We start from the raw sequence: 12,388 nt of genomic DNA, 5'->3' as shown, positions 1-12,388 counted from the left end.
CAAACGGTACGTTACACTGTTGCATTATCGTCTTCAGCGTACCGTCTTCCGCCATGAAATCCTTGTACTTTGCCTGTGTATTTCTTCTGCTCGCCGGCTGCGCCAGTGGTCCGCGCCTGGACACCAGCCATCCCTCGGCGAACCACGACAACCGCGTGCAGTTCGTGGTCGTCCACTACACCTCCACCAATCTTGAACGTTCCCTTGCCCTGTTGACCCACGGCCAGGTCAGTGCTCATTACCTGATCGGCGACGACGCCGGCGCCACCATCTACAAGCTGGTGGATGAAAGCCAGCGTGCCTGGCATGCCGGGGAAAGCGAGTGGATGGGGCGTACCTGGCTCAATTCCAGTTCCATCGGTATCGAGATCGTAAACCCCGGCTACAAGGACACACCCACAGGCCGTTTGTGGTACCCGTATTCCGAGGCCCAAGTGAAATCGCTGGTGGTGTTGCTCAAGGACATCAGCAAGCGCAATGGCATCGACCCCAGGAACATCATTGGCCATAGCGATATCGCGCCCCTGCGCAAGCTCGATCCGGGGCCGCTGTTCCCCTGGAAGCGCCTGGCCGATGAAGGCCTGAGTGTGTGGCCGGATGCCCAGGCCGTCGCCCGCTTCCAGGTGCAGTACGCCGCTGAATTGCCGAGCATCACCTGGTTCCAGGAAGAATTGGCGCTCCTCGGTTACCCGACACCCCAGACGGGGGAGTTGGATGTCGCCACGCGCCATGTGATCGCGGCGTTCCAGATGCGGTTCCGGCCATCGCTGTTCGATGGCATGCCGGACGCCGAAAGTGCTGCCATCCTGCGTGCCCTGAACCGGCGTTAAGCTCCCTTCTACAAGGGCAGCGCCATATAGAACTGGGTGCCCTGCCCCGGTCGCGAATACACACCCATGCGGCCGCCGTGCAATTGCACGATCTCCTTGCACAGCGCCAGCCCCAGGCCGGCGCCACCCTTCTTGCGGCCAACCTGGACAAAGGGTTCGAAGATGCGCCCTTGTTGGCCATAAGCGATACCTTCGCCGTTGTCTTCGACGCTGATAATCACCCGTTCGCCATGTCGTCTCGCCTGCAGGCGAATCTGCCCAGCGTCGGCGGTATGGCGCAGGGCATTGCCCAGCAGGTTGTCGAGTACCCTTTCCAGCTGCGCCTGGTCGGCATACAGCCGTGGCAGATCTGATTGGACTTCGACCAGCAGCTCGATGTGTTGCGCATTGGCGGGCTCCACAAAACGCGCCCGCGCGTGTTCGAGCAGATCGGTCACGTCGCACGGTCCCAAGGTGAGTTTCTGCAGGCCGTTCTGGTAGCGCGAAAAGTTGAGCAGGTCGTTGATCAACTGCATCAGGCGCTGCATTTCTTCATTGACCGTATCCAGCAGGTCCGCTTCACGGGATTCCGGCGGGAACTTCGCGCGTTCACGGAACAGGCCGAACGCCATATGCATGCCGGTCACCGGCGTGCGCAGTTCATGGGAGGCGCGCAAGACGAATTCGCTGCGTACCCGTTCGAAGGCGCGCTGTTCGGTGACGTCGTGCAGCACCATCACCGCCCCAAGAATGTGTCCCTGGGTATGGCTGACAGGGGTGAGGCTGTAGGTCAGCAGACGCAGTTCGCCCTCGACTTCGACTTCCAGATCTTCCGGCGCGCGCTCCAGATTGCCGCCGCGCAACACCAGTTGCAGTTGTTCATCCAGCTCCGGGCGCACCAGCGCTTCGCCAAGGCCTTGGCCGAGCCGCTCCTCGTCCCAGCCCAATTGGCGTTGCGCAACGGGGTTGAGATGCTCCAGACGGCCTTGGCGGTCAATCATCAGCAGGCCGTCGTCGATGCTGTCGAGCACTGCTTGCAGGCGCTGCTGGCCCGCCAGCAGTTCGTCAACATTCGTCGCCTGATGCTGGCGCACCGCCTCGGCCATAAGGCCGAAGCGACGGGTCAACAGGTTCATTTCCGCTGCCGAAGAGATCGGTAGCGTCACTTCAAAATCGCCCTGACCGATCTTGTCCGCCGCTTTTGCCAGCGCTTCGATCGGCGCGCCAAATCGCCGGGCGATGCCATGGGCCGTGACAAATCCGATGATCAGCACTGCAAGGCCCACCAACCCCAGCAAGCCGGCGATCAGCAAGGCGCGCGCGCGGGATTTGTGCTCGCTGTTGCTGATGTTTTGCAGGGCCTGCTTATGTTGATCAATCAGCCCATTGCGCAGCGCATTGAAGGCTTCGGTGAGTTTTTCCTTGCTGCCCGGCGGTGGCGACGCTTGCTGGGATTGCTCGAATGCGTCCAGCAGGTTCTGGTATTGGGTTCGCGCCTGGCTGAAACCGTGGCTATGACCGTCGCGTTGCTCATGGGCGATGCCTTGGTCCAGCAGGTCGAAGTACCGCTGCTTGGCGCGTTGCAATGCCTGCGGATCGGGACGATGTTCCAGCATCATGATCAATTGGTCGCCAAGGCTTTGGCGCAGTTTGAGCCCCAGGTCCAGCGTGACGAAGTTGCTGCGAATCAGGGACTCCTGGGTCTTGGCCATTTGCATGACGCTGACCAGACCCAGGATCAGACCCAACAGGGCGACGGTGATCAGCGCTGAGATACTCAGGAACAACCGAGTGCGCAGTGTCATCGCGAGCTTCATAGGGTGCAGCTCACAGGTTGTACTGTTTGCGTTTGCGGTACAGGGTCGACGCGTCGATGCCGAGGGTACGGGCCGCCTGGTCCAGGGTGTCGCTGGTGGCGAGCACGGCGCCGATATGCGCTTTCTCCAGCTCGTCCAGGCTCAGCGCCGCGCCAATCCGTGGGGCGTTATTGGTGGGTTGCTCAGCCATGCCGAGGTGGATGATTTCGACCTTCTCCTGCGGGCAGATAATGCTGGCGCGCTCCACCACGTTGCGCAGCTCACGGATATTGCCGGGCCAGCGATAGTTGAGCAGGGCTTCGCGTGCCTGATCACTGAAGCCTCGCGCCGGGCGGGCATACTCCTTGACGAAGCGCGCCAGGAAGCGGTCTGCGAGGGTGAGGATGTCTTCACTGCGCTCGCGCAGCGGTGGCAGGTGCAAGGTGATGACATTGAGGCGATACAACAAGTCTTCGCGGAAACGACCGTCGCGCACCATGTCTTCCAGGTTCAGGTTGGTGGCGGCAAGGATGCGCACATCGGCGCGCCGGGTGACCGGGTCGCCCACGCGCTCATATTCCTTATCCTGGATAAATCGCAGCAACTTGGGTTGCAGCGTGAGGGGAAAGTCGCCGATCTCGTCGAGAAACAGCGTACCGCCGTCCGCCTGGTTGACCCGGCCCAACGTGCTCTCACTGGCACCGGTAAAAGCGCCACGGCTATGGCCGAACAGTTCGCTCTCCATCAGCTCTGCCGTCAGCGACGGACAGTTGATGGTCACGCAGGATTTTTTCGAGCGCTTGCTCCAGCCGTGAATGGCCCGGGCCAGCTCGCCTTTACCGGTACCGGATTCGCCGAGGATCAGGATGTTGGCATCCGTCCCGGCTACCTGGCGTGCGGTTTCCAGCACCACCATCATCGACGGGCTGTGGGAGTCGAGGCCGTCTTTCTGCTGGCGTACGGCGCCTTCCAATGCTTCCAGGCGTGCGGAAAGCTGGCGCACTTCCAACTGCTTGGCTGTAGCCAGGCGCAACTGATCGGGGCTGCAAGGCTTGACCAGGTAGTCGGCAGCACCGGCCTGGATCGCATCCACGGCGGTATCGACGGCGGAATGGGCGGTGACGATCACCACACGCATCCACGGCGCCTGGACCCGCATCTGGGCCAGCACATCCAGGCCATTGTCTTCACCCAGGCGCAGGTCCAGGAAGCACAGATCGAACACCTGGCGTTGCATCAGGGCATCGGCCTGGGCGGCGCTGTTGGCGGTGGCGACGGTGTAGCCTTCATCTTCCAGGCAATAACGGAAGGTGCGGAGGATCGCGGACTCGTCATCCACTAAAAGAATGCGGCCTTGAAGTTCCTTGGCTGATTCCATCTGTCCCGCGCTCCTTAAACTATGAATGATGGTGTTTAGTCCCGGAATAATCGGGCAAGTTGCATGGTTTATTCTGATCGATAAAAGGCAGCGTCGTGCGGGTATCTGCATTGCTTCCTACAAAGCCCCGCCTGATGGCGTTTTCATGCTGTCTTGCCAGTTCGGCAACATCCCATCCGCTTTCTATCCTTTCACCCGACCATTGACCATCGTGCATTTCGCACGGCGTACGGGGGGGCATCGTGCAGGATGCTGGGCGATAGCCCTAGCACGTATATTTAACCTATTGATTTTATTGAATTTTATTTTGTAAAAAAGCTGGCATGCGCTCTGCAATAGCTATCCCAACGAATAATCAGAATGCGGGAGAACAGCAGCATGACTCGCCAAAGCCTCAGCCAACTGCGTGTATCGCCGCTGCGCTTGCAACAAGGGCTGTTTGCCAGCCTGGCCCTGATGGTCACGCTGATCGCAGGCCAGCAGTTGCAGCAATGGCAGCAGAGTCCGCAGCAAGTCCCGTCGTTCGACCGTCCGGTAACGGCCCAGACCCATTTCAGTTCCATTGGCAGCCGTACCGCTGATGTAACCGCCCCGCAACTGCGTGTGGCCGATCAGGATTCCACCCTGGGCGAGCTGCCGACCCAAGAGCGTTGGGTGTTTTAGGCAACAAAGTCGGTCGCTTGATGTCGAGCGACCGTCCGGCACTACCGCTGTTACCTCTTAAAGAAGCGTAAGGAGAATCACCATGTTGAGTTGGGCAATCACATTTCTGATCATCGCCATTGTGGCTGCAGTCCTGGGCTTCGGTGGTATCGCGGGCACCGCCACGGGTATCGCCAAGATTCTCTTTGTCGTCTTCCTGGTGATGTTCATTGCTTCGTTCTTCTTTGGTCGTCGCGGCCGAGGCTGAATATGACCACTTTGTCCCTCAAAGCTATTGCTGCCGCCTTGCTCTTGGGCGGCAGTGGCTTGGCGATGGCCGCCAATGATGGCCAATCCCGGGCCAACGAATTGCTCAGTGCGGATCCGCAGTACCGCGAGACCTGGCAAGACGTAGTGAAGAAAGAAGAGCGCCTGCCGGAATGGGTGTTGAACTTGTCCGGCACGGCCGAGCAAATGAATGCCGTGGAAGAAGATGGTGACAAGTATCTTGTGGGGCCGCTCTGCGAAACCGCGGACACATGCCTTAATAAGCGGCTGATCGTCGCCTTCAGCCTCGACAAGGAAGATGCCTACGCCATGTTGGTGGAAGTCCCGGCGGGTTTGCCGGCTGATAAGTCCCCGACGCGGCACGCCGATTACCGTTTTATCGGTAAGCCGGACGAAGGCATGCAGAAGCTGCTGATGGAGCAACTGAAGAAAGATCCGAATTGGTACTAGGTTGCGTCTGACGCGTCTGTCGTCTGCGCAATCAGCGTCCATAGAAAGAAGCCCCCCGCTTCTTTCTGTTTGCATCGCCCGCCAAGGGCGATGCATGACCAGGGGGCCGGGTTGTTCTGATCAATTGGGATCGGCGTGACCTACGGGCACAGGGAGTGCCTGCGCAAGGGCCGGGTCAGGCGAAAAGCTGCGACGCAGGTTCACAAGCCCACGGCTTGCTGAACTTGCGGCGGGCTTGTGACCCTCATTCCCGCCTCATATGCCGCCCATAGCCGCAAATCTTGGTTCTGTTTTTACCAACCATTACTTGATGTGTCGGGGCGACCATCTATCGAGAAAGTTTTGCTCGCGCTATAGGACGTTTCCGACGTTCGACGGCAGACTTCTCGGGCATTTCTGCCAACCTCGTCATGACGTGCAGAATCTCTGCGCGAGCCTGAACTGGCCGGTTCACGGCATATTCACTGGACAAAATGTCACATTTGAACTGACCGTTCGGACAGTTATTATGAAAAAAAGTCATGCCGATTCGGCATAGGGTAGGCGTTTACGGCATTAGACGTCGTCCCCTTGCATGGGAATAGTTGCGCCTTTTTTCGCCTGCCAGTAAGCCATTTCGGCCACGCTGCGGTGACCTTTCATGGAGGCAGATGCACACACTTTTTCGCTCTCGAGCGTTGCAGCTGGCGCATTTGCCTTAAGTTCACTTGAAGTAAGGGTAATGACATGAAGAAGGCAAAGCTAAGCCTCGCCTGGCAGATCCTCATCGGTTTGGTGCTGGGGATTGCAATCGGTGCAGTGCTCAACCATTTCAGTGCTGAAAAGGCCTGGTGGATCAGCAATGTGCTGCAGCCTGCGGGCGATATCTTTATCCGCCTGATCAAGATGATCGTGATCCCGATTGTGATTTCCTCACTGATCGTCGGCATTGCCGGTGTCGGTGACGCGAAAAAACTCGGGCGCATCGGCGTCAAAACCATCCTTTACTTTGAAGTGGTCACCACCATCGCCATCGTGGTCGGGCTGCTGCTGGCCAACCTGTTCCACCCAGGTGCAGGCATCGACATGAGTACCTTGGGTACCGTCGATATTTCCAAGTACCAGGCGACCGCCGCCGAGGTGCAGCATGAGCATGCGTTCATCCAGACCATCCTCAACCTGATCCCATCGAACATCTTCGCCGCAGTCGCCCGTGGCGAGATGCTGCCGATCATCTTCTTCTCGGTGCTGTTCGGCCTGGGCTTGTCGAGCCTCAAGCCTGAACTGCGCGAGCCGTTGGTGACCATGTTCCAGGGCGTGTCCGAGAGCATGTTCAAAGTCACCCACATGATCATGAAGTACGCCCCCATTGGTGTATTCGCGCTGATCGCGGTGACCGTCGCCAACTTCGGCTTCGCTTCGTTGCTGCCACTGGCCAAGCTGGTGATCCTGGTTTACGTCGCCATCCTGTTCTTCGCCTTTGTGATCCTGGGGCTGATCGCGCGCCTGTTTGGCTTCTCGGTGATCAAGCTGATGCGCATCTTCAAGGACGAGTTGGTGCTGGCCTACTCCACTGCCAGTTCCGAAACCGTGCTGCCGCGCGTGATCGAGAAGATGGAAGCCTACGGCGCGCCGAAGGCCATCTGCAGCTTCGTGGTACCGACCGGCTACTCGTTCAACCTTGACGGTTCGACCCTGTACCAGAGCATCGCGGCGATCTTTATCGCCCAGCTTTACGGCATCGACCTGTCCATCGGCCAGCAACTGATGCTGGTATTGACCCTGATGGTCACCTCCAAAGGCATCGCCGGTGTGCCGGGCGTGTCCTTCGTGGTGCTGCTGGCCACCTTGGGCAGCGTTGGCATTCCGCTGGAAGGCCTGGCGTTCATCGCCGGTGTCGACCGCGTCATGGACATGGCCCGTACCGCACTGAACGTGATCGGTAACGCCCTGGCCGTGCTGGTCATCTCCCGTTGGGAAGGCATGTACGACGACGCCAAGGGCGAGCGCTACTGGAACTCCCTGCCGCACTGGCGCACCAAGCAGGCGCTGCCGGTCGGTGAGGTCAGCCGCGGCTGATAACCCGCTGAACAAAACAAACCCCGGGAAATCCGGGGTTTGTCGTTTCTGTCAGCCCCGCTATCATTCGCCCCATCTTTCGGGGGATTCAACTGATGCTCAATGGCCTGTGGCTTGGCTTCTTTGTCGTGGCAATGGTGTCAGCACTGGCGCAATGGCTGGTCGGCGGTAACGCCGGGATTTTTGCGGCGATGGTCGAAAGCATTTTCGCCATGGCCAAATTGTCGGTGGAAGTGATGGTGCTGTTGTTCGGCACCCTGACGTTATGGCTGGGCTTTTTGCGTATCGCCGAAAAAGCCGGGATTGTCGAATGGCTGGCCAAGGCCCTTGGCCCGCTGTTCCTGCGCTTGATGCCGGAAGTGCCGGCCGGTCACCCGGCCATTGGCCTGATCACCCTCAACTTTGCCGCCAACGGCTTGGGCCTGGATAACGCAGCAACACCTATCGGCCTGAAGGCCATGAAGGCGCTGCAAGAGCTCAATCCCATCCCTAACACGGCGACTAACGCGCAGATCCTGTTCCTGGTGCTCAATGCATCCTCCCTGACCCTGTTGCCGGTGACGATCTTCATGTATCGCGCCCAGCAAGGTGCGCCAGATCCGACACTGGTATTCCTGCCGATCCTGCTGGCCACCAGTGCATCCACATTGGTCGGCCTGCTGTCGGTAGCGGTGATGCAGCGACTGCGGCTGTGGGACCCGGTGGTGCTGGCCTATCTGATTCCAGGCGCGTTGGTACTGGGTGGGTTCATGGCCCTGCTGGCGACCCTCTCGGCCACCGCATTGGCCGGGCTGTCGTCGATCCTCGGCAACCTGACGTTGTTCGGCCTGATCATGCTGTTCCTGCTGATCGGCGCGTTGCGCAAGGTGAAGGTGTACGAGGCGTTTGTCGAAGGGGCCAAGGAAGGCTTCGATGTCGCCAAGAACCTGTTGCCCTACCTGGTGGCGATGCTGTGTGCGGTGGGCGTGTTACGGGCCTCCGGCGCGCTGGATCTGGGCCTCGAAGGTATTCGCCATGTGGTGGCCTGGACGGGTATGGACACACGCTTTGTCGACGCCTTGCCGACCGCGATGGTCAAGCCATTCTCCGGCAGCGCGGCGCGGGCGATGTTGATCGAGACCATGCAGACCCAGGGGGTGGACAGCTTCCCGGCGTTGGTGGCGGCGACGATTCAGGGCAGTACGGAAACCACCTTTTATGTGTTGGCGGTGTACTTCGGTTCGGTGGGCATCCAGCGGGCGCGGCATGCCGTAGGGTGCGCGTTGCTGGCTGAGTTTGCCGGTGTGGTGGCGGCGATTGCGGTGTGCTACTGGTTCTTTGGCTGAGGCTTAAATAGCTATCGGGAGCAAGCCCCCTCCCACATTTGAATGTGTTCGCAGATCAACCTGTGGGAGGGGCTTGCCCCCGACGAGGCCCTCAGCGTTTCACCGCCCCGTTGCCCTGCTGAACAACCCACTCCATCACCTGCCTGTTCAACTGATCTCCCGCCAACCCAAACCCGGCCACCACGGCCGGCACTTTGGTGTCGGTCACCGCCTGGTGCACTTCAAACCGCCGGCTGGCAATAATCCGCTGATCACTCCCACGCACCAGGCGTGCGTCGAGGCGGATCACTACCTCCACCGCACTCCCCCGGTACTCACTCTGAAACGCCTGCAACTGCCCGCCCAGCTCATAGTCGGCCTGCAGGTTGGTGTCGTCGGTGCTCAACAGCGTCACTCGCCCATCGCGCTGGAACCCGTCCATCAAGCGATTACGCAAGAGCACGGGCGCCGGGTCGCTCCAGCGTGAGTTCGCATAGCTGCTGATTAAATCGCCATTGGGCACCACAGCGATGCGCGAGCTGTCGAGAAACTCACTGGTCTGCGGCTTGGCCAGGCGCAGCGACCAGCTGACCGGCGTGCCTTGGGCCGTGCCCTGAGCCGCAGGCAGTCGGTAGACGTCCGACGGATCAGCCTTGGGCAGGATCGAGCACGCGCTGATCAGCGCCAAGGCCACAGGGGCGATCATTTGGTAAGCACGCTTCATGGCGTGAACTCCTTGTTCTTGTCGCTGCCCAGCAGGTAACCGCTGGGGTTGGCTTCCAGGCGGCGGGAAATGGCGCGCAGTGAACCGAGGGTTTCGCGTAGTTCACGTACGGCCGGCGCCAGTTCGTTGAGGCCCTGCATGCCACTGTTCACCGAGTCCTTGTTGTTGGTCAGCAAGGTGTTGATGGTGGCGGTGCTTTGTTCAAGGGATTTCATGGCCTGTTCGGCGCTGCCGAACACCTGTTTGCCTTGATCGCTGAGCAGGCCGTTGGCGTTGCGCATCAGCGCGGTAGTCTGCTCCAGGGCGGCCCCGGCCTGTTTGCTCACCTGCATCAATTGCTGCATCACTACCTTGATATCTCCACGCTGATCGGCAATCGCGCCGGTGGTTTGTTCCAGATGGTCCAAGGTGTTGCTGAGGCGCTCGACATTCTGCGCAGAGAACATGTCGTTGGCGTTGTGCAGCAGCAGGTTGATGCTGGTCATCAGGTCGTTGCTGTTATTCAGCAACCGCGCGATCGGCGATGGCGAGGCGATGATTTCCGGCAGGTTGCCGTCCTTGCCCTTGAGCTCCGGGCTTTGCGGCGTGCCGCCGCTGAGTTGGATGATCGAGGTGCCGGTGATGCCGGTCAGTGCGAGTTTGGCCTGGGTGTCTTCCTTGATCGGTGTCTGGCCGGCCAGGCGAATGCGCGCGAGTACGCGGCGCGGGTCCTTGGGGTCCAGGCGCAGGCTGATGACGTCGCCCACCTTGATCCCGCTGTATTGCACTGAGCTGCCCTGGGACAGGCCGCTGACCGCTTCGTTGAAGATCACTTCGTAATCCTGAAAGGCGCTGTCGACGCTGGATTTGGCCAGCCACAGGCCAAACAGCATCGCGCCGACCACCACGATCACGCTGAACAGACCGATCATCACATGATGGGCTCGGGTTTCCATGTCATACCTCGTTGAGCGGTTGAGCGGCATCCAATGCCGCGCGGCCTCGGGGGCCGTGGAAGTATTCGTGAATCCAGGCGTCGTTCGTTTCCGAGACGATATCGATGGCATCGGCCACCAGCACCTTCTTCTGCGCCAGCACCGCCACGCGGTCGGTGATGGTGTAGAGCGTGTCCAGGTCATGGGTGACCAGGAACACGCTCAGGCCCAACGCATCGCGCAGGGTGAGGATCAGTTGATCGAATTGCGCCGCGCCGATCGGGTCGAGGCCGGCGGTGGGCTCGTCGAGAAACAGGATGTCCGGGTCCAGCGCCAACGCCCGCGCCAGGGCAGCGCGCTTGATCATGCCGCCGGACAGCGACGCGGGGTATTTATCGGCCGCCGACAGCGGCAGCCCGGCCAAGGCCAGCTTGACCGCAGCCAAGTGCTCGGCATCACGGCGGCTGAGCCCGGCATGTTCGATCAGCGGCAGCGCCACGTTCTCGGTCACCGTCAGCGAGGAAAACAGCGCGCCCTTCTGGAACAGTACGCCAAAGCGCCGTTCCACCAGCGAGCGTTCATGTTCCGGCAAGCTCGGCAGGTTCTTACCGAACACCCGCACTTCGCCTTCACTGGGCCGGCGCAGGCCGACGATGCTGCGCAACAGCACCGACTTGCCGCTGCCTGAGCCGCCGACCACCGCAAGGATCTCGCCCTTGTACAAATCCAGGTCGAGATCCTCGTGCACGCTCTGGCTGCCAAAGCGATTGCACAGGCCACGCACTTCAATCACCGCCTCGGTGGGCGCACGGTGTAGACGACTCACCAGCCCATCTCCATGAAGAACAACGCGGCAACCGCATCCAGCACGATCACCACAAAGATCGATTGCACCACGCTGGAGGTGGTGTGGGCGCCGACCGATTCGGCGCTGCCGCTGACCTTGAAGCCTTCCAGGCAGCCGATGGCGGCGATCAGAAAGGCGAAGAACGGGGCTTTTACCATGCCGACCAGGAAGTGCTGTACGCCAATGTCCGATTGCAGCAGCGAGAGGAACATCGCTGGCGAGATGTCCAGAGCCACGGCGCACACCACGCCGCCGCCGACGATCCCCGCCAGCATTGCCATAAATGTCAGCATCGGCAGTGCAACCAGCAACGCCAGCACGCGCGGCAACACCAGCAACTCCATCGGGTCCAGGCCCAAGGTGCGGATGGCGTCGATTTCTTCATTGGCCTTCATTGAGCCGATTTGCGCGGTAAAGGCGCTGGCGGTGCGACCGGCAATCAGGATGGCGGTGAGCAATACGCCGAACTCCCGCAGGAAAGAGAACGCCACCAGGTCCACGGTAAAAATAGTCGCGCCGAAGCTCTTGAGCACTGTAGCGCCGAGGAACGCCACCACGGCGCCCACCAGAAAGGTCAGCAACGCGACGATGGGCGCGGCGTCGAGGCCGACCTGCTCAAGATGGGCGACCATCGGCGTCAGGCGCCAGCGCTTGGGCCGGAAAATACCCCGGGCGAAGGTTTCGAGGATCAGGCCGATAAAGCCCAGCAGTTGCTTGCTGTCTTGCCAGACCTTGTCCACGGCGCCGCCGATACGCGCCAGCACCTGAATGCCGGTGGCTTCTTCCGGCGCTTTGTCCGGCACGCAAAAATCGTTGAGGGAGCGGTAGACGGTCTTGAGCAGCGCGCGGTCGGCGGCGGACAGGTTGCAGTCGGTCTGTTCGGCGGATTGCTCGATACGGGTGGGCCCCAGCAGCTCCACCAGCAGCGAGGCACCCGCGGTATCCAGGGCGCCAAGGCCATTGAGGTCGATGCGCGCGCCGGCGTCGTATTGGCCGTCGAGCTTGTCCGACAGCTTCTTCAGGTTTGCGTAGTGGGCAAGCGTCCAGTCCCCTGTAATCCGCAGTAAGGGGGGAGCGGTGGACGTATCGAGGTGGGCTGCGCCGGCCGTGGTACTACTGGTCATAAGCTCCGAGCTTGTCTGGCTATCCACAATTCCTACGTAATAGCACGATCCTGC

Annotated in this window: 12 protein-coding genes; 6 read left to right on the top strand and 6 right to left on the bottom strand. The window is 60.5% G+C overall.

Features of this window, described 5'->3' with window-relative positions; all coding sequences use genetic code 11:
- Positions 1-53 precede the first annotated feature (53 nt).
- Complete coding sequence (locus FBY10_RS26380; protein WP_145338342.1) at positions 54-830, top strand: N-acetylmuramoyl-L-alanine amidase; 777 nt, start codon at positions 54-56, stop codon at positions 828-830.
- An 8-nt stretch (positions 831-838) separates the two neighbouring features.
- Here the strand turns inward: FBY10_RS26380 and FBY10_RS26375 are convergent, their stop codons facing one another.
- The gene (locus FBY10_RS26375; protein ID WP_145338341.1) at positions 839-2,626 is read right to left on the bottom strand and encodes a KinB sensor domain-containing domain; all 1,788 of its coding nucleotides are present in this window, start codon (positions 2,624-2,626) and stop codon (positions 839-841) included.
- Positions 2,627-2,636: 10 nt separating this feature from the next.
- A complete protein-coding gene (gene algB / locus FBY10_RS26370; RefSeq protein WP_053127283.1) occupies positions 2,637-3,983 on the bottom strand; it encodes a sigma-54-dependent response regulator transcription factor AlgB in 1,347 nt (448 codons plus the stop codon).
- Positions 3,984-4,361: 378 nt separating this feature from the next.
- Between algB and FBY10_RS26365 the strand changes: the two genes are divergently transcribed.
- The 5 genes from FBY10_RS26365 (at position 4,362) to FBY10_RS26345 (ending at position 8,746) form a co-directional block, all read left to right on the top strand.
- Complete coding sequence (locus FBY10_RS26365) at positions 4,362-4,646, top strand: hypothetical protein (RefSeq protein ID WP_131699567.1); 285 nt, start codon at positions 4,362-4,364, stop codon at positions 4,644-4,646.
- 82 nt (positions 4,647-4,728) lie between these two features.
- The gene (locus FBY10_RS26360; protein WP_003170804.1) at positions 4,729-4,893 is read left to right on the top strand and encodes a DUF1328 domain-containing protein; all 165 of its coding nucleotides are present in this window, start codon (positions 4,729-4,731) and stop codon (positions 4,891-4,893) included.
- A 2-nt stretch (positions 4,894-4,895) separates the two neighbouring features.
- Positions 4,896-5,363, top strand: coding sequence for an inhibitor of vertebrate lysozyme family protein (locus tag FBY10_RS26355; protein WP_131699566.1), 468 nt, complete (start codon positions 4,896-4,898; stop codon positions 5,361-5,363).
- A 726-nt stretch (positions 5,364-6,089) separates the two neighbouring features.
- On the top strand, positions 6,090-7,421 hold the full coding sequence (gene gltP / locus FBY10_RS26350) for a glutamate/aspartate:proton symporter GltP (protein WP_145338340.1): 1,332 nt from the start codon (positions 6,090-6,092) through the stop codon (positions 7,419-7,421).
- A 95-nt stretch (positions 7,422-7,516) separates the two neighbouring features.
- The gene (locus FBY10_RS26345; protein ID WP_090401251.1) at positions 7,517-8,746 is read left to right on the top strand and encodes a nucleoside recognition domain-containing protein; all 1,230 of its coding nucleotides are present in this window, start codon (positions 7,517-7,519) and stop codon (positions 8,744-8,746) included.
- Between the two features lie 91 nt (positions 8,747-8,837).
- Here the strand turns inward: FBY10_RS26345 and lptE are convergent, their stop codons facing one another.
- From lptE to FBY10_RS26325, 4 genes are read right to left on the bottom strand one after another with little or no spacing between them, the layout of a single operon-like run.
- Positions 8,838-9,449 (bottom strand): LPS assembly lipoprotein LptE, encoded by a 612-nt coding sequence (gene lptE / locus FBY10_RS26340; RefSeq protein WP_145338339.1) that lies wholly within the window; start codon positions 9,447-9,449, stop codon positions 8,838-8,840.
- Positions 9,446-10,384, bottom strand: coding sequence for an MlaD family protein (locus FBY10_RS26335; protein WP_027608016.1), 939 nt, complete (start codon positions 10,382-10,384; stop codon positions 9,446-9,448). The genes lptE and FBY10_RS26335 overlap by 4 nt, the downstream gene beginning before the upstream one ends.
- A gap of 1 nt (position 10,385) precedes the next feature.
- A complete protein-coding gene (locus FBY10_RS26330) occupies positions 10,386-11,189 on the bottom strand; it encodes an ABC transporter ATP-binding protein (protein ID WP_145338338.1) in 804 nt (267 codons plus the stop codon).
- The gene (locus tag FBY10_RS26325; protein ID WP_145338337.1) at positions 11,186-12,334 is read right to left on the bottom strand and encodes an ABC transporter permease; all 1,149 of its coding nucleotides are present in this window, start codon (positions 12,332-12,334) and stop codon (positions 11,186-11,188) included. The genes FBY10_RS26330 and FBY10_RS26325 overlap by 4 nt, the downstream gene beginning before the upstream one ends.
- Between the last annotated feature and the right edge of the window lie 54 nt (positions 12,335-12,388).

The sequence above is a fragment of the Pseudomonas sp. SJZ103 genome, from assembly GCF_007828335.1.
Taxonomy (GTDB): Bacteria; Pseudomonadota; Gammaproteobacteria; order Pseudomonadales; family Pseudomonadaceae; genus Aquipseudomonas.
This window is presented reverse-complemented; position numbering and strand designations above follow the sequence as displayed.

What these genes read in the sequence shown, in the direction of transcription:
- algB (WP_053127283.1), bottom strand. Translation starts at nt 3,983, where the DNA reads ATGGAATCAGCCAAGGAACTTCAAGGCCGCATTCTTTTAGTGGATGAC.
- FBY10_RS26345 (WP_090401251.1), top strand. Translation starts at nt 7,517, where the DNA reads ATGCTCAATGGCCTGTGGCTTGGCTTCTTTGTCGTGGCAATGGTGTCA.
- FBY10_RS26355 (WP_131699566.1), top strand. Translation starts at nt 4,896, where the DNA reads ATGACCACTTTGTCCCTCAAAGCTATTGCTGCCGCCTTGCTCTTGGGC.
- FBY10_RS26325 (WP_145338337.1), bottom strand. Translation starts at nt 12,334, where the DNA reads ATGACCAGTAGTACCACGGCCGGCGCAGCCCACCTCGATACGTCCACC.
- FBY10_RS26380 (WP_145338342.1), top strand. Translation starts at nt 54, where the DNA reads ATGAAATCCTTGTACTTTGCCTGTGTATTTCTTCTGCTCGCCGGCTGC.
- FBY10_RS26335 (WP_027608016.1), bottom strand. Translation starts at nt 10,384, where the DNA reads ATGGAAACCCGAGCCCATCATGTGATGATCGGTCTGTTCAGCGTGATC.
- gltP (WP_145338340.1), top strand. Translation starts at nt 6,090, where the DNA reads ATGAAGAAGGCAAAGCTAAGCCTCGCCTGGCAGATCCTCATCGGTTTG.
- lptE (WP_145338339.1), bottom strand. Translation starts at nt 9,449, where the DNA reads ATGAAGCGTGCTTACCAAATGATCGCCCCTGTGGCCTTGGCGCTGATC.
- FBY10_RS26365 (WP_131699567.1), top strand. Translation starts at nt 4,362, where the DNA reads ATGACTCGCCAAAGCCTCAGCCAACTGCGTGTATCGCCGCTGCGCTTG.
- FBY10_RS26375 (WP_145338341.1), bottom strand. Translation starts at nt 2,626, where the DNA reads ATGAAGCTCGCGATGACACTGCGCACTCGGTTGTTCCTGAGTATCTCA.
- FBY10_RS26360 (WP_003170804.1), top strand. Translation starts at nt 4,729, where the DNA reads ATGTTGAGTTGGGCAATCACATTTCTGATCATCGCCATTGTGGCTGCA.